Origin of the sequence: Thalassotalea euphylliae (assembly GCF_003390375.1) — a bacterium.
In the GTDB taxonomy this organism is placed as follows: domain Bacteria; phylum Pseudomonadota; class Gammaproteobacteria; order Enterobacterales; family Alteromonadaceae; genus Thalassotalea_F; species Thalassotalea_F euphylliae_A.
Window position 1 is genome coordinate 3,157,776 of the sequence record NZ_QUOT01000001.1, and the last position, 23,674, is coordinate 3,181,449.

The following is a 23,674-nucleotide window of genomic DNA, read 5'->3' on the forward strand; positions in this document are numbered from 1 at the left end:
GTATGCTAGTGTGCGAGAACTTTATTTTTGTTGTTATTGGCTAAATATATTTGGCTTATATTTTCTATTAAATTGCTCAATATTTAGCTGCACGCCGACATTATAACAAGCGCATTAAGATTTTCATTAAAAGATAGCAAAGTATTAGCTTATCGTTTTAACTAGCTAAGCCTTTGTTGGGTGAATTGTTTTCTGTCGTGCCAGCGCAGCATGGTCAAGTAGTTTCCCCAAACACAACCAGTATCTAAAGCGTAAATATTTTTATACGGGCAATCGCCCATTAACGCGGCCCAGTGGCCAAATATCCAAGCTTTATTTTTTAGCTTAGCGAGTTCGAACCAAGGCTTTAGCCCATTAGGAGCTTTTCGTGGTTGTTCTTTGCAGGCAAAGTCTAAGGTGCCATCAGCATAGCAGTAACGCATGCGGGTGAAGGCATTTACGGTATATCGAAAGCGCTCTTCTTTATTAGTGACCAGGTGCCAATCGTTTGGCTGTTCGCCGTACATGATAGACAACCACTTTTCACGTTTCTTCCCTGCGATTTTCTTATGCGCAAACGCTGCGTTCTTAACCGCCTGTTTGATGGACCATTGCGGCGCTAAACCAGCGTGAGACATAAAGCCGTCTTGGTTTGGCAACTCAAGTAACAGTGGATGTTGAGCAAGCCAGTCACACAAAGATGAAAAATTCGGAGCGTTTAACAGCGGTGATAGATGATCAGAGGGTTTTGCGTTTTTTAGCCCAGCGGCAATGGCAAGTAAATGTAGATCATGGTTACCTAATACAAAGTTTGCACTAGTGCCAAGCGATTTGACAAATTCTAGCGTTTCTAGCGATTGTTTCCCTCGTGCAACTAAGTCGCCAGCAAGCCATAGCTGATCTTGCTTAGGGCTAAATTTTGCCTTAATTAACAAGGCGTCTAGCTCATCAAAGCAGCCTTGAATATCGCCTACTAAATATAACGCCATAGTGCTTTATTTGTTTAACAGTTTCCTAGATGACTTAAACATGGTGATTAATTGAGAATATTAGGTAATGCGAGGCGAAATACAGGAATATCAATCCAAAATTGTTGCTGATTTGGCGCAATCATTTGGTATTGTCCCTGCATTGTTCCAACAGGTGTGTTAAACACCGAACCACTAGTGTAGGTATAGGTTTGGCCGGGAGCTATGGTTGGCTGCTGACCAACAACGCCTTCGCCTTCAACTTCCGAACGCTCGCCGTTTGCATCGGTGATTAACCAGCGTCTGCTGAGCAGTTGCACTGGCGTACTGCGTAAATTCTCTATGGAAATCGTATAGCTAAACACATACTGCTGCTTGTCGGCATCAGATTGGTTGGGAAGGTACTGGCTAACAACAGATACTGAAACATCATCAGTAACTGCTGTGTATGGCGAAGGATTATTCATCAACTAGGTTACTCGACTACTTCTTATTCGGCTAAAGAATCACTGCTCGATTTATTGGTATGAATATAATTAGCTAAGCTGATGTAGTTATCAATTGTTAAATTTTCTGGTCGCAGTGTTGGTGTTAGCCCAAGTGACTCTAGCTCTTCGGCTGTTACTAGCTTTTTAAAGCTATTGCGAATCGTTTTACGACGTTGGTTAAATGCCGTGACACAGACACTGTTTAGGGTGGTTAAACAGGCGACTTCATTTTTAATTTCACGACGAGGGATCAAACGCACAATTGCAGAGTCTACTTTGGGGGGCGGCTTAAATGCTTCCGGACCAATTTCCATTACGGATTCAACCTGACATTGGTACTGCGTCATAATTGACAAACGACCATAAGCCTTTGAGTCAGGTTGTGCTGCCATGCGGTCAACCACTTCTTTTTGTAGCATAAAGTGCATATCTTGGATATCCGCTTTAAAGCTAAGTAAATGGAATATCAGTGGCGTTGAAATATTATAGGGTAGGTTGCCAAATACTCGTAGCGGCTTTTCTTCTGTCGCAAGTTGGGCAAAATCAAACTTTAGCGCGTCAATCTCATGAATCGTTAAATGTTCTGCCAAAAATGGATGATGACGCAAACGCTCCGCTAAGTCGCGATCAAGTTCAACAACGGAAAGCTTACCCGCACGGTCTACAACAGGTTCGGTTAAGGCGCCTAAGCCCGGGCCAATTTCAATTAGGTTCTCACCCGGTTCTGGGTTAATGGCATCAACAATGCGGCTAATGATGGCATCGTTATGCAGGAAGTTTTGGCCAAAACGCTTTTTCGCCTGATGGCCTAAATGGGTATTCTTACTCATCTAATCTTGTTACTTGTGTTATACCAATTTCTTTAAATACTTGATCATTCTGGCTGGTTAAAATGCTCATTAACTGCGTTGTTATTTTTGAAATTAGAACAACTAGTTAACAAAAAATAACGCTTGCCTACATGGATGTAGGTACTTAGGTTTTGCTGGGAGCATAAAACCTGTGTTTATGAACCTTTTTCCTACGCCATAATTGATCAACTGATTAATTCAATTGGTATTTGGGCTTTGTTTAATGCAGGCCACTGGGTATTAAACCATATGTGTGTGACCATGCATTAATCGGATTATCACTTATTATGAGTGATTTTCGGCTAAATCAATCGCCGTTTGGATGGCTTCAATCATACTGCCAGTGTCGGCTTGGCTTGTGCCAGCCAACTCAAGTGCAGTGCCATGGTCTACTGAGGTGCGCACAAAAGGTAAACCAAGGGTGATGTTTACTGATGAACCAAACCCTTTATATTTTAGCACTGGCAAGCCTTGATCGTGATACATACTTAAAATTGCATCGGCATCTTGCAAATATTTTTCTTGGAAAATGGTATCGGCTGGCAGTGGACCAATCACGTTAATACCTTCTTCGCGAAGCTCAGCAAAGGCTGGGTTCATCACTTCAATTTCTTCGCGGCCTAAATGACCGTCTTCACCAGCATGTGGATTAATGCCACAGGCGTAAATCTTCGGTTGCTCAATGCCAAACTTTTCACGCAGGTCGTGATCGAGAATACGAGTAACTTTTTGCAAGCGTTCAGGGGTGATGGCTTTTGATACATAAGCGAGTGGAATATGAGTGGTCACTAAAGCCACACGCAAGCCAGGTGTTGCTAACATCATCACCACATCCGAACAATTTGCTTGATGAGCAAAGTATTCAGTATGGCCACTAAAGGCAATACCAGCTTGGTTGATCAGCCCTTTGTGTACCGGGCCTGTAACCACTGCGTCAAATTCACCAGAGATATTGATTTCACTGGCAACGCGAAGTGTTTCAACAACGTAAGCACCATTACTTGGGTTCAATTGCCCTGGCACAACTTCAGCTGCTGTTGGAATATCCTTGATAATTAGGGTGCCTGCTTTTTGTGGCTGAGGCTGAGCATTGCTATCGTAATCTGTGAGTGAAAGTGGCAAGCCAAGCTGCTGAGCGCGCTCGGTCATGGCTTTACGACAGCCAACAACAACGAGTTGCACTGGCCAATCTTGCTGAGCAATCGCAACAGCCAGATCTGGACCAATCCCTGCCGGTTCACCCGGCGTGATAGCAATGCGTTTGACCATTAGTTTGTTTCCTGTTCGAAAATCTCGATATAAGCTTCGTCGCGTGTTTCTTTGATCCAGCGAGCGCTTTCCGTACCAAATTTACGGTTGAACAATAATTGGTAAGCGCGGTTTTCGTTCATTTGATCGGTTGCATCTAGCATACGGCGACCTGTAAGTTGCACTAAGTGCCAGCCAAATGAAGAGCGGAATGGTTTGTGGTATTCATCGATAGATAGACGAGCTAGGGCATCTCGAAACGCAGGGTCGTAAGATTTAGGATCTGCCCAGCCCAAATCACCACCGCGAACTGAGGTTGGGCCTTCAGAGTGCTCTTTGGCTAAATCGGCAAAATCAGCTTCTCCAGCATTGATTTGATCAAGGAAACCTTGCAGCGTTTCTTCTGCTTTTGCTTCACTTAAGATAATTGATGGCTTGATCAGAATATGGCGTGCTTGTACTTCTTCAATTTCAACGGTTTGGCGGCCGCGAATATCTAAAATTTTCACAATGCTGAAACCTAAGCCGGTGCGGATTGGGCCAAAAATTTCACCTTTCGCTTTGCCATCAACAAGCTCTGAAAACAAGGTGGGTAATTCATTAATATTGCGGTAACCCAGTTCACCACCTTCAAGGGCGTTGGCATCACCTGATGAAGCAATCGCGATTTTGGCAAAGTCAGAGCCGTTATTCAGCAATTCAATGACTTTATCAGCGCGAGTTTTAGCGTCATTCATATCTTGTTGGTTAGGTTCTGGTGGGAACTCAATTAAGATATGACCAAGGTTATATTCAATGTCTTGGTTGGTTTGTGCTTTCATTTCATCAAGCAAATTCGCAACTTCTTGCGGCGAAATATAAACGCGGCGACGCACATTAGCGCGGCGGACTTCGCCAGAAATTAGCTCAGTACGTATGTTTTCGCGGTATTTTTCATAGTTAACCCCTTCAGCAACTAATGCTTCGCGGAACTGGCTTAAAGTCAGCTTGTTCTCACGTGCCATGTTGTTGATAGTTTCGTCTAACTGGGCGTCGCTAATTTGTACACCCATACGCTCGCCCATTTGCAGCATCAGGCTGTCGTTGATTAATTTATCCATTACCTGAGTGCGCAAAGCACGATCTGAAGGCAAGGCTTGGTTATTGCGCTCAGCGTTGCCTTTAATATTGTCTAGTAAGTCTTTGACTTCCGATTCCAATACCACGCCTGAGTTGACGATGGCAGCGACTTTGTCAAGCTCTACAACTTCAGCCTTAGCGCTGCTCAGCAGACTTAGCATCATTGAAGATACTAAAGTGATTGCGGTTAACGTTTTCTTCATGAAATTAACTTCTTAATTATTGAGAAAGTATGGGCGTTTATAGCCAAAAATACTCGAATTAAACATATCTTGTGTGCCAACAGTGGTTGTTTGGCCACCAAACCCTTTGATGACAAACTCTAGCACGAATCCACTATTGAATTCATCGCGGTTTTCAATGCCAAAATTTTCGCTATCAACATTTGAGTTGATATGGCGATGGTAGGCGATTCGAACCGCCCAACAGCAGCTTTCATACTGAAAACCCGCGTAACTTTCCAGACTGCGTTTTTGCTGGAGGTCTTGGGTAAAACGACCAACAAATTGCCATTCTGGATTTATTCTGACACTTGAAAGCAAAGAAAGTTGCTCAATACTAACACCGGATACGTCACGTGAATACCTGTGGTTTATTTGGAAGATGTTATCGCGGCTTTGACGGTAGTCGACGTTGACTTGGCTTTTGTTCGTTGTGTCGGTCTCTGTGTTGTATTGAATGTTGCCACTAAACTGCCATTGCTCGTTGCCACGCACGAATAAGTCAGCAGCAAGCGATGATTTATCAGCCGCAACACCACGTGCATCATCAGCAGCAATATTACTGTCATTTAAGTACACAATGCGGCCAAGACTCATGCGAAACTGTTCAACATTAGCTTCATCTAATAAACGCGATGTTAAACCCCAAGAATACTGATTCGCTTGGGCAATGCGGTCTAAACCACTGAAGCGGCGGTCTCTAAATAGCCCTTGGAAATCATCTTGCAATCTGGCTGTATCATAGAGGCCAATGTTGTTTTGGTCTTTATCTGAAATGTATAAATACTGCAGCTGGGGTTCTAAGGTTTGGGTAAAGCTATTGCCAAAGTACTCGGCTTCACGATCAAAGTTTACACCACCATGAAAACGCACTTTCGGTAGCGTGCGCGTTACACTTTCTTCTAATTCACTGCCCAGCGGCACTTGCTCTTGGTCGTAGTAGGTATTCAGTACTTTAAACTCTGAATTAAAGAAGTACGCAGGTGTGGTAATCGGAATATTAAAGCCAGCTTCAATATGGTAGCGATTTGCTTCGACTAAATCGGGGTTAGGCGATTCAAAACGCGACAATTCAGAATAAACATCGAAACTAGCATCAAAAAAGCCGAGTGGAGTTACGCTTGAAAACTCAACTTGCGGCACGGTTTTGTAACTTGGTGTGTGATTACCTAAAACTTCAAAATCCTGCAACTTAATAAGTGCTTGCCAGTTTTCACCAAAGTAGGCGAGTTCACCTAGTTGATATAAGTAGGCATCATTGTCGTTGTAATGACGGCTACCAATATCGACTAGGTAGTTATCATCACTTATTGATGTGTAATCGATGTGAGCACGGAAGTTTTCTGAGAAGTTGCCAATGTGCTGATAACGCCACAAATAACGCGCGTCATTATTGGTTTGAATTTCGTCATCTTTGTGCAAGTACTCAAGGTCGATTTGGCCAAATTGATCGTCGACCAAATAACGAAACTCAGTGAGCAACTGCAAGCCACGCTTTGACATATATCGCGGCGTAATGGTGGCATCGTAATTTTCAGCCAGGTTTAAGTAGTAAGGCAGCTCAATTTGAACACCAGAGTTGCCTGAAGATTTAAATGTTGGTTCAAGTAACCCTGATTTACGCTCGTTAGTGACCGGAAAGGAAAAATAAGGCACGTAAAGCACAGGAACTTCAAATAACTCTAATCTAGCGTTGTAGGCTTCACCTTGGTTCTCGGCAACCGAAATATTGATGGCACTGGCCTTAATTTGCCAATCAGGCACTTCACCGTGACATGTGGTAAAAGTGGAGTCGATTAAGGCTAAATTACCATCAGCAGTAATCACTAGCTTACCAGCACTACCATGGCCAGGGTTGTCAGCTAAATAATAGGAAGTATCAGCTAAAGCGGTTGAATTGTCGGCTTCTGAGGCTGACAACTGATTGGCAAATACATTAACACCGCTGTTTTGAAAGTGAATGGTGCCCGAGGCATTAATTTGCGCTTTTAGGCGATCAAAGGCAATTTCATCAGCACTAATTTTCTGCTCGCCTTTTACTAAAGTAACGCCACCACGAAAAACCGCAACTTGGTCTTTTTCAATGCTAGTGGTGCGAGAGCTGATACTGATGCTGTCTTTTTCCACAGCCTGTACAGGTACTTGAATGACATCAAATTCAGGTAATGGACAAATCAGACCGGTTGGAGCTTCAGCAGTTTGTTGTGCGATTGCTGGCGAGACAATAAGGTAACAGCTACTCGCTAATAACAATTTTTTAGTTGGAAAAGGCATTCAGATCCCGAGGTTAATTTACAGCACAAAAACAGGTCGGTTATCCACACACTGTTGCGTTTGATTGTTATTGTTTTGCTAAACCCCGTTATAATATCGTAATTTTCAATAACTCGCTAATTGGTTATATTGACTTTTTAGTATTCAACCATTTTATATTCAGGGATTTTTCTTGTCTTTAGTTCCCCACGCAGTGCCCCGTATTAATGAATTAGCTCAATGGCTTGAACAATCGGGTTTTTCGTCACCTCAATTAGTCGCCATGACGGGCGATGCAGGCTTTCGTTGCTATTATCGATTTAGTTTTCAAAATATTGATTATATTGCGGTTGATGCCCCTCCTAAATACTGCAATAACAGTGCATTTTTAGCGATTGCCAATCAGCTTGCCGAGCAAAGTATTAACGTTCCTAAAATCTATGCTTATGATTTAGAAAAAGGTTTTTTCTGCTTGCAAGATTTTGGTCGTTGCCTATTGGCTGATGTACTAAGCGATGAGTCGATGCCAACTTGGTATCAAGAGGCCATTGATTTATTGCCAAGTATTGCGCAGACCGTAAAAACACCTGATATGCTTGTATTTGATCGCGCATTTGTGGAAACTGAGCTGTCGATATTTACTGAGTGGTTACTGGCGAAGTATTTAAGGCTCACATTAACTGCTGACGAACAAGCAATGCTTGAGCAAAGCTTTGCTTGCCTTGTTGATAACATTCTAGAGCAGCCGCAAGTGTTTATGCATCGCGACTTTCACAGTCGTAACCTAATGGTGCTAGGCGACAAGCAGAGCAGCGCCGCTCAGCTTGGGGTGATTGATTTCCAAGATGCTGTACTTGGCCCGATTACTTATGATGTGGTGTCACTGTTACGTGACTGCTATGTTAAATGGCCTGCGGAGCAAATAGCGCCACTGTTCGAATATTTTGTCGCGCAAATGTCGCAAGCCAGTGTAACAACATCGCTAGCCGACATTCCGTTTACCACTTGGCAACGCTGGTTCGATCTAACCGGCTTGCAACGCCATATCAAAGCCAGTGGTATTTTTGCCCGATTGCTGCTTCGTGATAACAAAGCGGGTTATATCAAAGATATCCCACTTACCTTATCTTATATTGTTGATATTGCCAGCCAGTACGAAGAGCTTACGCCGTTAGCACAATTTGTTGAAAGCCGAGTGATACCTGCCGTTGCTGAGCTTAATCAGGAGCAAGTTTCGTGAGAGCCATGATATTAGCGGCTGGCCGTGGTGAGCGAATGAGACCATTAACTGACCATACGCCTAAGCCCTTGCTTGAAGTTAAAGGAAAAGCACTGATTGAATATCACCTAGAGCAACTCAATCAGCTTGGTATTACTGATGTGGTAATTAACCATGCGTGGCTAGGAGAGCAATTCCCACAAAAGCTAGGTAATGGCAGTAAATATGGCGTAAACATTCACTATAGTGCTGAGTCTGATGGCGCATTAGAAACCGCTGGCGGCATTATTAAAGCACTGCCACTACTAGAAAATACGTTAGATGAAAAGATATCAACTGCCAATACAGCGCAAGAGCCATTTTTAGTCATTAATGGCGATGTGTTTTTATCTGAACAACTAACTCAGTTGCCTAAGTTAGCTGAAGATAAATTGGCGCACTTGTGGCTTGTTGAAAATCCTGAACATAACCCAGAAGGTGACTTTTACTTGCATGACGGATTGGTCATAAATGACTTTGCTGACAATGCAACGCGGTTTACTTTTAGTGGTATTGCTCTGTATCGACCGGCGTTTTTTACCGCACTGGCGAATGAACCAGCTCAAAAGAGCGAGCCTGTGCAAAAGAGCGAGCCAGCGCAAAAATTAGCATTAGGGCCGTCACTGCGTGCTTTAGCGGCGCAGCATCGAATTTCGGGTGAGTTATTAAATGTTGGCTGGACAGATGTGGGTACTCCAGAGCGATTAGCCTTGCTTAACCAAACAGCGGAATAAGCATATTCACAAGGCTTACAGCAAAAACAAACTAAGGATAAAGAGTAGGAACAAAGATGCGAATTTGGGGTAAATTACTAGGCTTTCTGTTTGGCTTTATGCTCACTAAAAATATATTTGGTGCGCTGCTCGGCCTATGGCTAGGGCACAGGTTTGACAAGGGCGTCGGTCTTAATTTCGAAAGCTTCAGTGTTAATGAGCAGGATGAAATGACTCGCCAAGCGGCATTTTTCTATACCTCTTTTTCTGTGATGGGGCATATCGCGAAAGCCAAAGGACGAGTGACCGAGCACGAAATTGCTTTTGCTACCGCCTATATGAATAAGCTGGGTTTGAAAGGAGAATTACGCCAGCAAGCCCAAGAAGCATTTCGAGAGGGAAAAGTTGCTGGTTTTCCGCTAAAAGAGCGTTTGCAAAAATTTAAGCAAAGCTGTCGTGCCCGTAATGACTTGATGTTAATGTTTTTGGAAATCCAAATCCAAGTTGCCTTTGCTGATGGTTCACTTGACCCTGCAGAACGTGAAGTACTGCATAAAATTGCTGGCCATTTAGGTTTTTCAGCACAAGATTTAGATCGATTACTGGAAATGATTATTGCTGGTGAATCTTTCCAGCGCCATCAACAGCAACAAAGTCGAGGCGGTCAGCACAGTAGACAAACCAGCGCTAAGTCTTTATTAAAAGATGCTTATAAAGTGCTTGGCGTGAGTGAATCTGCATCTAAACAGGAAGTGAAAAAAGCCTATAAAAAACTCATGTCGCAGCATCACCCCGACAAACTTGTTGCCAAAGGCTTACCAGCAGAAATGATGGAATTAGCGAAACAAAAAACCCAAGATATTCAAGCCGCTTACGATCTAATTAATCGTCATTTGTAAGCCAGAACTCTATTAAAACTCTGCCCTTTGCAAAAAGTGCCAGTGGTCTCTGCTAGTATAAATAAAAGAAACTATTGAAGAATGCTTTTGAGCTATTACAGGAGCACTTAATGACTTCATCAATGCCTTTAAAAATTCAATTATTTGCTTGTGCAGCGCTACTTGCTTGCCTTTCGCCTAAGGCTGCCTTGGCAAGTGCTGCTGAAGATCGCAAAGAAATTAACGAGATACGCACGCAAATACTGCAGCGCCTCTATAAAGAAGAGCCAAGCACGAAAGCACTTATTCGCAAAGCGGCTGGCTACGCAACCTTTTCAAATATCGGTGTTAATTTGATTTTTCTCTCTGCAGGCGGCGGTAGTGGTGTGGTTCGAGATAACGCTACAGGTCAAGACATTTATATGAAAATGGGTACGGCAGGCGTGGGTATCGGCTTAGGTGTTAAAGATTTTAGCGCGGTGTTTGTGTTTCATTCGAAAAAGGCGCTAAATAATTTTGTTGAATACGGCTGGGACTTTTCTGGTCAAGCGGATGCCGCCGCTAAATCAGGCAAAAAAGGTAGTGAGGGCAGTGCTGCGGTAACCGTTATCAAGGAAGTGGATGTTTATCAAATGACTGAAAATGGCCTAGCCTTGCAAGCGACACTGCAAGGTACTAAATATTGGAAAAATGATAAATTGAACTAGCGAGTAGATTTTCTGGTTATCGGTTAATTCTGATTATCGGTTAAGTCTGGTTTACGCTATTTCTAACCCTACCAACCAACGGTGGTTAGCCAACCTTTAATTTCTTTCGCTAGGCGCTCTTCTGGGTAATAGCCCGCGCGGAAGTTGGTTAACTCTCGTTGGCGGTAGATGGGCTTTAATTCACGCTTAGCGGCTTTTTGGCGATCTTGAGCAAAGTATTTGATCCAGTGAACGTCTTTTTTCAGGACAATATCTAATACGGGTAGCTCAGAGTCTGCAATTTGCTCTGCTAAACGCTGATTACCTGCCGCGCTTTGTCGATGAGCGCTTAAGGTAATCAAGGCATTGGGCTGTTCAACGGCGGCTTGTTCATACAAATCAAGCAAAATAGCAGCGTTATTTCCTTGTGCTATTACTAAGAATACACCTGGGTACTCCGCTGCTTTCTCCATCACACTAGTAAGCATGGGCGCTAGTTGTTCAGCGTATTTCGTCAACATTTCCTTGTTTTCTTCGGCAGCCAGTGAAGGTTTTAGTTGCTGGCTAGGGTAGTTTTCCGGTTTAGTGATTGGCTGAATTGCAATCGTCGTCCAACCTTCATTGGGCAGGTGCTGGCGCAAAAAATTAATGGCGCGAGTATCGGTTGCTGCTTGGTTCCATTCAGGTAGTAAAATCGCGATACCGCGATCGGTACTGTGATTGTCGGGCTGTAGAATGGTCAGAAAATCTTCGGTACCTGCCAGCATAGGGTTGACTAAACTACTATCAAGGCTGCGTTCTATGTCTTGGGTAAACTGCTCGATAAGTGAAACTGGTGGGCGAATGTTGGGTTGGTCATCAGCCATATCCTTACCCGCCATATCTTTACCTGCAATGTCGCCACTTTTCATATCGCCGTCGGCCATGTTTTTGTCTTGCATGTTCTTTTCTTGCATTGACTTATCTTGCATAGCACTGTCGCTCGCAGCCTGATCTGCATCTGGGGCTTGCTGTGCGTTAACACTTGTTGTGCTTAGTAATAAACTAATCGCGAAAAAGAAAATGACAGAAATAGAATGCTTCACTTATCGATTACCTACCGAGTAACTATCTACCGAATAAACCATGTACCAAGCAGTTGGCGACATGCAAACAGGTTATCGGCCAATACTAACACGCCTTTAGGCTTGTGGAATATGGTCTTTAAACAGGCAAGGTGTGGTAAAGGTTAAACACTCTTTAGTTACAGGATGGGCTAGGGTTAGAGAGCTTGCATGTAGTTGCAGACGATTGCTTAGTGCTAATGCTTGGTCATGGGCATAAAGGCGATCGCCAATAATTGGGTGACCAAGGGCTAACATATGCACCCGTAATTGATGGGAGCGACCAGTCACTGGCGTTAGCTCAACTAAGGCTGTTTCGCTTTCTTGGCGGATAAGCTGGTAGCGGGTCAGCGCTTTTTTACCATGCTCATGATCGACTTTTTGTTTTGGTCGATTAGGCCAGTCACAAATGAGCGGTAAACTCACTTCGCCAGAAGGCTCGCTAAGTTGACCATAAACGCGAGCAAGGTAGCTTTTTTGTGTTTGACGCTTTTCGAACTGGCGACTGATATCGACATGAGCGGCTTTATTGATTGCCATCACAATAATACCTGATGTCGCCATATCTAAGCGGTGTACTATGGTTGCTGTTGGCAGCACCGACATTACGCGGTGCTGCAAACAATCCTGATGTTCAGCTAAACGACCGGGCACCGATAAAATGCCACTTTGCTTATTTAGCACGACCAAGTCATCGTCTTGAAAGATGATGTCTAAATAAGGTGACATCGGTGGTCGATAGATAAAATCAGGATTGGCTACCATAACAACAAACTCTGCAAATACTCGGTTTAGTGCGTCACCACAATCAAGCGAATTGCTTCAAAGGTTAACTGTGCTTTGGCTAAGTAATCAGTTAATTGACTTTGCTGCGTTTTAATGAAGTCGAGCTCTGCTTGGCGAACACTTGGGTTAATCGCCGCTAATGCTTGCAGGCGATCAAACTCTTGATCAAGTGTTTGATGCATATTGGCGTTAGCCTTTTCTGTGATCGCCGGAATTTGCGCTTGTGCATGTGCTTCTGCTTTAGTCACCAATGCAGGCACTTCACCTTTTAGTGCTTTAATCAGCTGAGTCGCCACTTGCTTTTTCACTGGCGTTAATTGCTGCTCAAGCACTTGTGAAGACACCTTGCTCGCTAAGTTATTACCCGCTTTGTCCACTAACACGCGAATTGGCGTGGTTGGCAAGTAGCGGCCTAGTTGCAAGTGGCTTGGCGCCGTTGCTTCAACGGTGAAAATACACTCTAGGAAAAAAGTACCAACGGGCAGTGCTGGGTTTTTCAATAAACCGATGCTGGCGTTACCAATTTCGTCGCTGAGCACTAAATCCATCGCGCCACGCACCATAGGGTGATCCCATGAAAGTAGCTGGTAGTCTTCACATGCCAAGGCAGTTTCGCGATCAAAGGTCACTGTTGTGCCATCTTCCGGTAATTGCGGGAAGTTCGGCGATAACATATGTTCAGTTGGGTTTAGGGCAATCGCATTGTCAGCTTTGTCGTCTTGCTGAATGCCAAAAACATCAAACACTTGGAACATATACTGTGGCAAGTCGATTTGGTTATCTAACTTCGCTACTTGCTCAACAATTTCTTGTGCACGGCCTTGGCCACTTGAATTCAGCTCTAGCAATTTGTCACGGCCACTTTCAAGCTCTTGCTTGATGGTTAGGTGCTGCTGATGACTTGCTTCAATCACAGCATCAATTGCGTCACCTTGCCAGTTTTGCGCAAACATCGCCGCTTGTAACTCACTGCCATGGCTTTCAAATACCGCACGACCCGTTACACAAGTGTGTTCAAAGGCATTTAATGACTCTTGATACCAGCGGTAGAGCAGCGCTTGTGGCGAATGCTCAAAATACGGAATATGCAATTTGATGGTTTGCGTTTGACCAATACGATCTAAACGACCAATGCGCTGCTCTAATAAATCAGGGTTAGTTGGTAGATCAAACAATACTAAGTGATGAGCGAACTGGAAGTTACGGCCTTCACTACCAATTTCTGAACAAAGCAGCACTTGTGCGCTATCTTCTTCTTGAGCGAAATAAGCGGCAGCGCGGTCGCGTTCAAAAATACTTAAGCCTTCGTGGAATACCGCCGCGCGAATACCTTCTTTTACGCGTAACGCGTTTTCAAGCTCAATTGCTGTATCGGCATGGGCACAAATCACTAATACTTTTTCTTGAGTTAGTGACTTTAACAGGTCAATTAAGTAGTCAACGCGAGGGTCGATATCATACCAATTGCTCGTCGCTGAGCTTAAGCTAAACAGACGCTCTGGTGTTGTTAACAGCTTACTTTGTTTAAGTTCTACTAACTCGTCTGCTGATTTATCTGCGACTAAATTATTGATGCTTTGCTGGTAAGCTTCTGGCAGGGTAAGTGGCGCAGGTAGTGCTTTACGCTCTGGGAAGCCTTTAATGGTATTACGGCTGTTTCTAAACAGAATGCGGCCAGTACCGTGGCGATCGAGTAATTGCTTAATTAAGCCTTGGCGCGCCGTTTCTTGCGCCTTTTCATCATCGCCCGTTAATTCGGCTAGCTGGCTGCTAATATCAGTTTCATGTAGTAGCTTTTTCAGCGTTTCACTTTGTGTGGTACTTAACGTTTGCTTGGCAACTAAGGCATTAGCAGCATCGGCAACTTCAGTGTAATGACTTTCTTCTTCGATAAAGGTTTGATAATCGTAGAAACGATCAGGGTCAAGTAGACGCAAACGGGCAAAGTGGCTTTCGTGGCCTAATTGATCAGGCGTTGCTGTTAATAGCAAGACACCTGGGATCACTTGTGCAAGCTGTTCAATACACTGGTATTCAATGCTAGGTGCTTCTTTTGACCAGTTAAGGTGATGCGCTTCATCGACAACCATTAAGTCCCAGTCTTCAGCAATTAGTGCTTCGTACCATTGCGGACTTTCGGTGATGAAACTTAGATTTACTAAGACTAATTGCTCGGCGCTAAACGGGTTCTCGTCGCCACTTTGCTGGCAGCGCTCTTCATCGTAAATGGCAAACTTTAAATTAAAGCGGCGCAGCATTTCTACGAGCCATTGATGCATTAGTGAATCAGGTACCACAATTAACACACGTTGGGCGCGGCCTGTGACGAGTTGTTGATGGATAATCAAACCTGCTTCAATGGTTTTACCTAAACCAACTTCATCGGCAAGTAATACCCTTGGCGCGAATCGGCTACCGACTTCTTCCGCGATATAAAGTTGGTGTGGAATTAAGCTAACACGACCGCCTGCTAAGCCAACTAGCGGTGATTGTTGTTGCTCGTATTGGTGTTTAAGGCTGGCTTTGCGTAAACGGAACCAGTCAAGGCGATCTACTTGGCCATTGATTAAGCGGTCTTGCGGCTTATTGAACTTGATAAAGTGATCTATCATCACTTCTTTTAACTGGGTTTGTTCGCCCGTATCAACGCGTGTGCCTGTGTAGGAAAGTAAGCCACCTTGCTCGATGACATCTTCTACTTTTAGCATCCAGCCTTCATGGCTTGGCACTAAATCACCAGGGTTAAAAACTACGCGGGTTAATGGCGCATTGTCGATTGCATATTTTCTCGCTTCACCAGTGGCGGTAAAAATTATCGTGACATGACGATTTTCGACACCGGTAACTGTACCAAGACCTTGATCTGATTCACTATCACTGATCCAACGTTGGCCAGGAAAAAAATGCATATTGACACACTCCAAAAACGATTCAGCCAGCAAAAGAGTTAACGCGCATTGCTTAATTCGTTTAGCAACGCCACTGGCTCAGGCAAAAAAGGGGCGACATATTACCGTTAATACTAGTTGTAATCACCAAAAAGTTCGTGTTTTTTCTGTGCGCTTGAAAGGGGGAGAGTAACGACTGTGGTTGAGGATGATTTTAGCGTTAATGTTAACGGTATAGGAATGTATTTGTTAGACAAGAAATTACGCGGAAAAATGCGCTTGGTAATAGCCTACTATGACAGCTTTTTAGGGCGCGTCAATAGCTGAAAAAATTGCGTGTAAAATCGCTAAAATTTGCTTGCGGGAGGCAGCTGAAACTGTCAAAGTGAAATTCAACGTATACAAGGAATTCATCAACCGCTAGAAAAATCGTAGCTTAGGTTGATAGTGACAGTACGGGCTTGTCGACACTTGCCCCATGCGCTTTCGTCTGACTACGATGGCTCTATGCTAAGCGAGCGTGCCTATATGTCTGACGAAACCATTATCTATGTTTTAGATACGAATATCTTGCTTCACGAACCTTTCGCCTTTCTCTCCTTTAAAGAACATGATGTTGTCGTTCCGATGACAGTATTGGAAGAATTAGACTCGATAAAAGACCGCAAAAAAGATGTCAGCCGCGATGCCCGCGTTGCCATTCGTGCACTCGAAGATGTGCTGGCCAATTCGACACCTGAGCAAATCATTGCAGGGGTGCCACTGGCGACTAGTTTAGGCAGCCAAGAACAATCACCCAGCGGTGCGCTGTCGATTATTAATGACTATGCGCTAGAGCAAAAAGCATCAACCTTGTCATTTAATGAAAATGATAACCGTATTATCAATGCGGCCATCAATATTCAGAATCACCACTCCGATCGCAAAGTCGTGTTGGTGACCAAAGACATCAATATGCGCCTAAAAGCGAAGGGGGCAGGGATGGCGCACGTTGAAGATTATCGTACAGACCAACTGATTGACGATGTTCGCTTTTTAACCAAGGGTTATCACCAATTTGATGGGGACTTTTGGGATAATATCAAAGAGTGTGAAAGCGAAAGTGAAGGGCGTAATACTACGCACTATGTCAAACGCGACATTTTACCCGCCACCTATATGAACGAATACTTACTGGATGATGGTGAGCATTTTGCAGGCAAAATTGTCGGTTGGGACGAAGAACAACTAGCGATTCAAGATTTATCGCGCGAGCGCTTAATGGCCAAGCAAGCGTGGGGAATTCACCCGAAAAACATTTATCAAGGGATGGCGATGGACGCCTTGCTCGATCCAACAATTGATTTGGTCATTCTAACTGGCCCTGCAGGTTGTGGTAAAACACTATTGGCCTTGGCCGCCGCGTTAGAGCAAGTAATTGAGCGTGGCCTATACGACAAAGTAATTGTGACTCGCAGCACGCCAGAAATTGCCGAATTGATTGGTTTCTTACCGGGCACAGAAGAAGAGAAGATGGCCCCTTGGCTGGCGGCCATTACCGACTCGTTGGAAGTTCTGCACAAGCAAGATGAAAGCATGAGTGGCAGCATGAATTACATTATGGAAAAGGCTAACATCCAGTTTAAATCCGTTAACTTTATGCGCGGTCGCAGTATTCAAAATGCCATTGTCATCTTGCAACCCCGAATTACAAATAATTTAAAGTTTTTACCTCTTTATTTTTCTTGGCCTGTAGAAAAAGTAAAAAGAATTTCCAAAAAAGTCGATTGCTTTAACTACTCTAAGCAGTCTTGCAACATCAAACCTTTACTAAATATTTGTAATTTACAAGAAGAGTACAACACAAAGTCTAGCAACGATTCAATCTTTTGGGAGGCTGCGTAATGAAAAGCTCTATTGATAATCGAAACCCTAGAGTATTAGATACATCTGCATTGGTTCATGATCCAAAAAGCCTTCTATCCTATAAAGATGACGTATACATCTGTTTAACAGTGCTTGAAGAGCTAGATAATCTTAAAGAGCGAAGAGATAAGAGCGTAAGTGCTGATGCACGCGTCGTTATTCGAATGCTTGAAGACATCATCAATGGGCATTCAGCAGAAGAAATGGAAGCAGGTATTGCATTACCATCTACTGAATCTGCCAAACGAGGACGCCTATACATCGGCATTGACACTCAAATGGATATGGCTAAAGAGTTAAGGCACGGCATAGGTAGTGACGCTGATAATCGCATCATCAACTATGCACTTCACCTTCAAAAGCAGTTAAATAAAGATGTCACCATTGTAAGTCGTGATATCAATATGCGACTAAAGGCTAGAACCATTGGCGTTGATGCTGAAGATGTCTTAGTAGATCATCAAATTTCAGATATTGATCTTCTCTACACAGGTGTTCAGGTTTTTGAAGGTGATTTGTTTGATCTATGTGACGAGCAATCGGGTTTTGCAATGTCTGGGCAAGACTACCGTTTTCCCAGAGACATATTTAATGAAGAAGCTCAGAAAAATATGTACTGGTATGACGATGCTGGTCATATCGGGATTATCAATGAAGTATCTGAAGACTTTGTTCACACTTCGCTTTTATCTAGAAGGCAGGAAAAAGTCTGGGGTATTGCACCCAAAAACCAACGTCAAGCGGTTGCGCTAAGCCAACTGACCGATCCTGAGTTTGACTTAAATATTATTCTTGGCCCTGCTGGATCTGGTAAGACTTTTTTAGCCGTTGCTGCGGGATTACATCAAGTATTAGAAACCAAGCAGTATAAAAAGATAGTTGTTGTCCGTTCACGAGACTTCATGGATGACGATCCGGGGTATTTACCGGGCGATCTCAAAGAAAAATCTATGCCATTGCTGGCTGGTATTACCGACGCCTTAATTTCAATGCATTCAGATGATGGTGATGATAGAAATACTTACTCTACTATTGAACACATCATAGAGAAAGCCAACATTGAATTCACGTCAATGGCTTATTTCAGGGGGCGTTCTATAGATGACGCCGTGTTGATTATTGACGAGGCTCAGAACATGACTCGTGCCCAAATGAAAGGCATGCTTAGTCGTGGCGGTAAAAACTGCCGAACAATCGTTCTTGGTAACCTTGCCCAAATAGATGATCGCTTTGTCACACCTGCATCCTCAGGTGCGAGTGCGGCGGTTAATATTTATCGGAATTACGAAAAAGGTAGTGTGCTTATTTTCGATGAAGTCGAAAGAAGTTCATTAGCAGAATTTACAGAGAAGAATTTTTAACAATGCTCACTTTTTATCGTTAACTGCTGTATTAGCCACTACTTAGATGGAGTGGCTATAATAATAACAGGTAATTTCTATTTTAATTTAGACTATTTTATCTAGATCTATATTAGTAATTTGAATCGACCAGATTTTCCTAGACACAAATAAGTTGTAAACTTTGTGTCCTAGGAGGATGAATGAGCGCTAAAAGATTTCCCGAAGAATTTAAGGTTCAGGCCGTTAAGCAAGTGACTGAAAAAGGTCACTCCGTTGCAAGCGTTGCAGAACGGTTAGATATCTCGACAAATAGTCTTTATATCTGGTTAAAACGCTATGGCAGTAACAGCGAACACTACCAAGAATTATCCGAGCAAGAAAAGCGTATTAAAGCGCTTGAGAAAGAACTAAAGCGTACTCAACAAGAACGTGATCTATTAAAGGAAGCCGCCGTGTACTTTGCGGGCGAGTCAAAGAAAAGTACACGTTCATAAAGTCTCGGCTCAACCAATACCCCATAAAGCTGATGTGCCAAGCGTTGCAAGTTCACCGCAGTGGCTTTCATGCTTGGTTGCAAAAGCCAGAATCCAAGCGAGCTAAGGATGACAAGCGCTTAACGGGTTTAATCAAACAGTCTTGGCTTGAAAGCGGCTGCGTTTACGGTTATCGCAAAATTCAAAGTGATATGTTGGATTTAGGTGAAGTTTGCTCAAAGAATAGAGTTCATCGATTAATGCAGTTATCAGGCATTCAAGCTCAAGTCGGCTATAAGAAGCGCAAAGGCAACTATGGCACTAAGCCTTCTGTGGTCGCAGATAACCAGTTAAAACGACAGTTTGATGTAGTACAGCCAAATCAAGCTTGGGTAACTGATATCACTTATATTGATACGCACGAAGGCTTTCTCTATTTAGCCGTAGTTATCGACTTGTTTTCTCGGCAAGTCGTTGGCTGGTCGATGCAATCGATGATGCATACTGATTTAGTCTTAAGTGCATTACTCGCTGCTGTATGGCGAAGAAAACCTAAGCAAACGGTTATTATACATTCCGATCAAGGCAGCCAATTTACAGGTTATGACTGGCAACGATTTGCTGCTGAGCATAATTTATCACTCAGTATGAGTCGTAGAGGTAACTGCCATGATAATGCTGTTGCTGAGAGCTTCTTTCAGTTGCTAAAACGTGAACGGATCAAGCGAAGAAAATACAAAAATAGAGAAAAAGCTAAGGAAGATATTTTCGATTACATCGAAATGTTTTATAACAGCAAACGTAAACATGGTTATCTAAATAATCAGTCTCCAACTGACTATGATAAAACCTATTTTATGAATCAAGAAAACGTCTAGGGTAGTCTGGTCGATTCAATAATTGTATTTGTGTAAGAGCAAACTCACACTCTTTAATGATTTCATACACAATGTTTAGCAAACAGTGAGTTTTTGCATGCGGAAGTTTTTCATTAAATATTTTACTTTCTAGTCTGGTTTTCAAACCAGTGCAGTAGCATGCATAGATATCTTCATTATTATTCATTTTGTTATTTCTCTATTGTTATTTCTTTCTCCTATTTCTAATTTCCTAAATAAATTATCTCCACTATTACAGCTTTATTCAAGTGTAATTTTCTGATAATAAAGGTTATTTTATTATTTGTTGTTTTATCAAATGTTTACTGTAAGCGCTTTTGAGTGGATGTATGTGAGAAACTAAGAGCACTATAAAGCTGTTGTATATATTCATCTTTTGACACACAAAATTTTCAAGTAATTGGTATGTATATTCATTCTTTTATTGAGTGAAGAATAGATAAGATTCCCGACCTCTGAGTTTCTGTGAAAAGCTTAAACCTAAATCTCTAAGGCTAATGTTTGATTTATAATCAGGATAAATGTCTTTAAGAAACTCTAGAGCCTTTCGTGTGTTGCCTACTGAATCTAACGCTAAAACATAGAGGTATGGATATTGTGGGTTTTTAGCATCATATTTCATAGCTAACTTGAAATGCTCTATCGAGCTAGCTTTATCTCCAGATCGAATTAAGAACATTCCATAGGAATACTGTATTTCAGCTGAAGAGGGTATATTGTTTAAGGCTTTTTTATAAAGTTGCTGCTCTTCCTTTATTAGTTTTAAACTTCGGTAAATATCACCTAAATTAATATAAGAGGCAGCAAAATAAGGGTCGATTTCTATACTTTGCTCTAACTTTTCAATCGCTTTTTCTTCTTGTTGTAATTTTAAGTCTACAAGCGCTTGGTTAAACAAGCCTTCTCCTCGCCAAGCGGTTGCAGTTCCAGAATTAAGTAGTTCCTTTAAAGCTAAACGGTAGCTTATGGTACCTTTAAGTTGAGTCGTTAGTAACTGATTAGCTGCTGCTATTCTTATGGCTTTGAATTCATCATTCAGAAATACTTTGTATGACTTTAATTTATCGTTATCAGGCAGTAGATGTCCTATTTGAGCTGTTGCAAGTCTAATTAGAGGTAACGGACTACTTACCCAGTTTTTAACGACATCCTGAGTAAGCATTTGTGTTGAATATGGTAATAGGATGATTGCAGTCGCTCGCTTAATTTCTGACATATCATCATCATTAATTAGTGCTAAATGAACTTCCAGAGGAAGTTCTTGGTTACTCATCAATTTCATATAATTCTGTTCTGAATTTGATAATGCTTGAGGTTTACCAAACCAAGTTTGTAAATGCTCCGCAGCCCAACTATTATTCTTATCGCTGTGACAGGAGATACATGCATTTGGTGTAGAAAATTCATTTGATAAACCTGGTCGAGGTATCTTGAAGCTATGATCTCTCCTTGCGTCAACACCCATGTATGTTGTCTCCGGCATATGACAACTGACACATTGACCAGCTTTAGAGTCTAACGGGTGGTTAGTGTGCTTTTCTTGTTCATAAATTTCAGCATTATGGCACTGTAAACATAATCCATTGGTTTGAGTTTTGACTTTCATGCTATGCGCGTCGTGACAGTCCAAGCAGTTAACACCCTCATCGTACATTTTGCTTTGTAAGAAGGAACCATACACATACACTTCATCTTTTATTTGCCCATCCGCGTGATATAACGGTGGTACTAAAAAGTTTGGTAAGAATTGTTCTAGTAAATGTTTGTTAGGTTTGAAACCATCGGTTAGCGGTGTTCGCAATGCATGGCATGAGAAGCAGGTATTCATGAACTGGCCACGCTGCGCTTTTTGTTCTTGCGAGGCTACCTCACTTTTCTGGTTTCTTAATCTAGCTACTTTATCACCCGGAACCAATAGCCAATTTAATAAATCGCTTTTTTCTTTATTGCTTAATAGAATGCCTTCATTGTTTTGACCCGAAACTGCGTGTTCTGATGGCATATTTCCGTGGCAAGACTGGCAACCTACATTGATATTATCCCACGTTGTATTGAATGAGTTCGTTACCGGGCTAAAATTCCGCTGAAGGCCATCTGAATGACAATCAGCACACATACCGTTCCAGTTTTGCAACGGTTGATTCCAGTGTAATCTATCATTAGGTTTTACGTCTTCATTTGCATAGTTTGGATACCAACGTTGTCCACCTTCTGAAGATGGACGACTGTCCCAAGCAAAAGGAAAAACCTGATACTTTCCATTTTGAGTTGGTACTAAGAATTGCTGAAGAGGGTAGTGTCCAAAGGTGTACATCACTTCATATGAAGATGTTTCACCAGCTTCAGTTAAATCAATTAAGAACTTTCCATTCTTTCTATAAAATTTAGCTTTTTGAGAATAGTGTGTCGTTTCTACATTGTTGAAATTTGCCAAAACAGTATCGACATTGGCAATTGCCATTGCTTTTGCATGATCGGACTTCTGCCAATTTGACACTTGTTCTTGATGGCATGAAACGCAATTTCCCTGATTAGCAATAGAGTGATAGCTAATCAAAGTAAAGGTTAAAGTTAAGATAAATTTTGTTAATTTCAAACTATTAACCTCGAATGAGACGAGTTGTCGATTCTCTTTTCACTAAACTTGGTATGTATTTTAGTTCAGATTTTAAAGGTACATCATTTGAGCTATAGTCTATGGCTCTTTGAGCCGCGTGATTAGCCATTTCAGCGATTGGATAGCGAAGTGTTGTCAACTTAGGCCGCGAATATTTAGAGAGTAATACATCGTCAAAGCCGATAATTGAAATATCATTTGGCACTTTATAACCATTGTCTTCAAATACAGATATTGCACCTATCGCCATAGCGTCGTTGTAAGCAAATACACTAGTGAAGTTTTCTGCTTGCGCGAGTAGCTCTTGCGCAGCCAGCTCGCCGCCCTTTAAAGTAGGCTCATTGTTCACTTTCAATTTTGAGTTAATGCTTAAATCAAAGGACTTAACAATTTCTTCGAATCCACCCAAGCGAAGCTTGGGATCATCTATATCGTAGTTGCTATTAATAAAAGCGACATTCTTGTGCTCTAAAGCTAATAAATGACGAGCTGCAATTTTCCCTCCTTCGAAATTATCCAGCCAAATACATTTATCTGAGACTTCATCAATAAAGCGATCAATGAAAATTAGACCGGGAATTTTGTCGCTTAAACTGACTAGTACATCATCAGACAGAAACTTACTGTGCAATACTATCGCATCGCATCGTTGCTCAACCAATAAATTGATTGCTTTTAATTCTGATTCAGCCGACATTTTGCCAGTACTCAATAGCATTTGCATATTTTTGCTCGAAGCAACTTCTTCAACTCCATTTGCGAGAGAAGAGAAAAATGGATCAGAAATATCAGGAATTACTACACCAATAGTTGACGATTTTTGTGTTTTTAGTGCTCTTGCATTTGCATCAGGTGTATAACCAAGCTTATTCATAATAGCTATTACATTACTACGAGTTTTCTCGCCGACCTTACCAACATTGTTAATAACACGAGAAACTGTTGCGATAGAAACACCAGCCTCTTTTGCTACATCCTTAATGGTTGCCATACACTAA

18 protein-coding genes are annotated in these 23,674 nt (G+C 42.3%); 7 read left to right on the forward strand and 11 right to left on the reverse strand.

Annotation, left to right across the window (positions count from 1 at the left end; all coding sequences use genetic code 11):
• Positions 1 to 161 precede the first annotated feature (161 nt).
• From DXX94_RS13940 to lptD, 6 genes are all read right to left on the reverse strand, one after another.
• Entirely contained in the window at positions 162 to 968 is an 807-nt protein-coding gene (locus tag DXX94_RS13940) for a symmetrical bis(5'-nucleosyl)-tetraphosphatase (RefSeq protein ID WP_116016790.1), read from the reverse strand.
• A 47-nt stretch (positions 969 to 1,015) separates the two neighbouring features.
• Positions 1,016 to 1,414, reverse strand: coding sequence for a Co2+/Mg2+ efflux protein ApaG (gene apaG / locus DXX94_RS13945; protein ID WP_116016792.1), 399 nt, complete (start codon positions 1,412 to 1,414; stop codon positions 1,016 to 1,018).
• A gap of 23 nt (positions 1,415 to 1,437) precedes the next feature.
• A complete protein-coding gene (gene rsmA / locus DXX94_RS13950) occupies positions 1,438 to 2,265 on the reverse strand; it encodes a 16S rRNA (adenine(1518)-N(6)/adenine(1519)-N(6))-dimethyltransferase RsmA (protein WP_116016794.1) in 828 nt (275 codons plus the stop codon).
• Positions 2,266 to 2,571: 306 nt separating this feature from the next.
• Complete coding sequence (pdxA, locus tag DXX94_RS13955; RefSeq protein ID WP_116016796.1) at positions 2,572 to 3,555, reverse strand: 4-hydroxythreonine-4-phosphate dehydrogenase PdxA; 984 nt, start codon at positions 3,553 to 3,555, stop codon at positions 2,572 to 2,574.
• Complete coding sequence (surA, locus tag DXX94_RS13960) at positions 3,555 to 4,856, reverse strand: peptidylprolyl isomerase SurA (RefSeq protein ID WP_116016798.1); 1,302 nt, start codon at positions 4,854 to 4,856, stop codon at positions 3,555 to 3,557. Before surA ends, pdxA begins: the two co-directional genes overlap by 1 nt.
• Before the next feature lie 12 nt (positions 4,857 to 4,868).
• Positions 4,869 to 7,148: an LPS assembly protein LptD gene (gene lptD, locus DXX94_RS13965; protein WP_116016800.1), complete on the reverse strand. Its 2,280-nt coding sequence runs from the start codon at positions 7,146 to 7,148 to the stop codon at positions 4,869 to 4,871.
• A gap of 172 nt (positions 7,149 to 7,320) precedes the next feature.
• Between lptD and DXX94_RS13970 the strand changes: the two genes are divergently transcribed.
• The 4 genes from DXX94_RS13970 (at position 7,321) to DXX94_RS13985 (ending at position 10,683) form a co-directional block, all read left to right on the forward strand.
• Positions 7,321 to 8,367, forward strand: coding sequence for an aminoglycoside phosphotransferase family protein (locus tag DXX94_RS13970; protein WP_147302293.1), 1,047 nt, complete (start codon positions 7,321 to 7,323; stop codon positions 8,365 to 8,367).
• Positions 8,364 to 9,119 carry an N-acetylmuramate alpha-1-phosphate uridylyltransferase MurU gene (murU, locus tag DXX94_RS13975; RefSeq protein ID WP_116016804.1) on the forward strand — a complete coding sequence of 252 codons (756 nt, stop codon included), beginning with the start codon at positions 8,364 to 8,366 and terminating at the stop codon, positions 9,117 to 9,119. Before DXX94_RS13970 ends, murU begins: the two co-directional genes overlap by 4 nt.
• Before the next feature lie 56 nt (positions 9,120 to 9,175).
• A complete protein-coding gene (gene djlA / locus DXX94_RS13980; protein WP_116016806.1) occupies positions 9,176 to 9,997 on the forward strand; it encodes a co-chaperone DjlA in 822 nt (273 codons plus the stop codon).
• 110 nt (positions 9,998 to 10,107) lie between these two features.
• A complete protein-coding gene (locus tag DXX94_RS13985; RefSeq protein WP_258872175.1) occupies positions 10,108 to 10,683 on the forward strand; it encodes a YSC84-related protein in 576 nt (191 codons plus the stop codon).
• Positions 10,684 to 10,751: 68 nt separating this feature from the next.
• Here the strand turns inward: DXX94_RS13985 and DXX94_RS13990 are convergent, their stop codons facing one another.
• From DXX94_RS13990 to rapA, 3 genes are all read right to left on the reverse strand, one after another.
• Positions 10,752 to 11,747 (reverse strand): DUF3530 family protein, encoded by a 996-nt coding sequence (locus DXX94_RS13990; RefSeq protein ID WP_116016808.1) that lies wholly within the window; start codon positions 11,745 to 11,747, stop codon positions 10,752 to 10,754.
• Positions 11,748 to 11,843: 96 nt separating this feature from the next.
• Positions 11,844 to 12,530, reverse strand: coding sequence for a pseudouridine synthase (locus DXX94_RS13995; RefSeq protein WP_116016810.1), 687 nt, complete (start codon positions 12,528 to 12,530; stop codon positions 11,844 to 11,846).
• 26 nt (positions 12,531 to 12,556) lie between these two features.
• The gene (rapA, locus tag DXX94_RS14000) at positions 12,557 to 15,460 is read right to left on the reverse strand and encodes an RNA polymerase-associated protein RapA (protein ID WP_116016812.1); all 2,904 of its coding nucleotides are present in this window, start codon (positions 15,458 to 15,460) and stop codon (positions 12,557 to 12,559) included.
• 507 nt (positions 15,461 to 15,967) lie between these two features.
• Between rapA and DXX94_RS14005 the strand changes: the two genes are divergently transcribed.
• From DXX94_RS14005 to DXX94_RS14015, 3 genes are all read left to right on the forward strand, one after another.
• Positions 15,968 to 17,323: a PhoH family protein gene (locus DXX94_RS14005; RefSeq protein WP_116016814.1), complete on the forward strand. Its 1,356-nt coding sequence runs from the start codon at positions 15,968 to 15,970 to the stop codon at positions 17,321 to 17,323.
• Complete coding sequence (locus DXX94_RS14010) at positions 17,323 to 18,705, forward strand: PhoH family protein (protein ID WP_116016816.1); 1,383 nt, start codon at positions 17,323 to 17,325, stop codon at positions 18,703 to 18,705. Before DXX94_RS14005 ends, DXX94_RS14010 begins: the two co-directional genes overlap by 1 nt.
• 182 nt (positions 18,706 to 18,887) lie before the next feature.
• Positions 18,888 to 20,038 (forward strand): IS3 family transposase gene (locus DXX94_RS14015; protein WP_116013626.1). Its coding sequence is split into 2 segments (ribosomal slippage): positions 18,888 to 19,134 and positions 19,134 to 20,038, totalling 1,152 coding nucleotides; the frame shifts between segments, so codons are not numbered across the junction.
• Positions 20,039 to 20,480: 442 nt separating this feature from the next.
• Here DXX94_RS14015 and DXX94_RS14020 read toward each other — a convergent pair.
• Both DXX94_RS14020 and DXX94_RS14025 read right to left on the reverse strand, forming a co-directional pair.
• A complete protein-coding gene (locus tag DXX94_RS14020; protein WP_258872176.1) occupies positions 20,481 to 22,655 on the reverse strand; it encodes a multiheme c-type cytochrome in 2,175 nt (724 codons plus the stop codon).
• Positions 22,656 to 22,659: 4 nt separating this feature from the next.
• On the reverse strand, positions 22,660 to 23,667 hold the full coding sequence (locus tag DXX94_RS14025) for a LacI family DNA-binding transcriptional regulator (RefSeq protein ID WP_116016818.1): 1,008 nt from the start codon (positions 23,665 to 23,667) through the stop codon (positions 22,660 to 22,662).
• Positions 23,668 to 23,674: the final 7 nt, after the last annotated feature.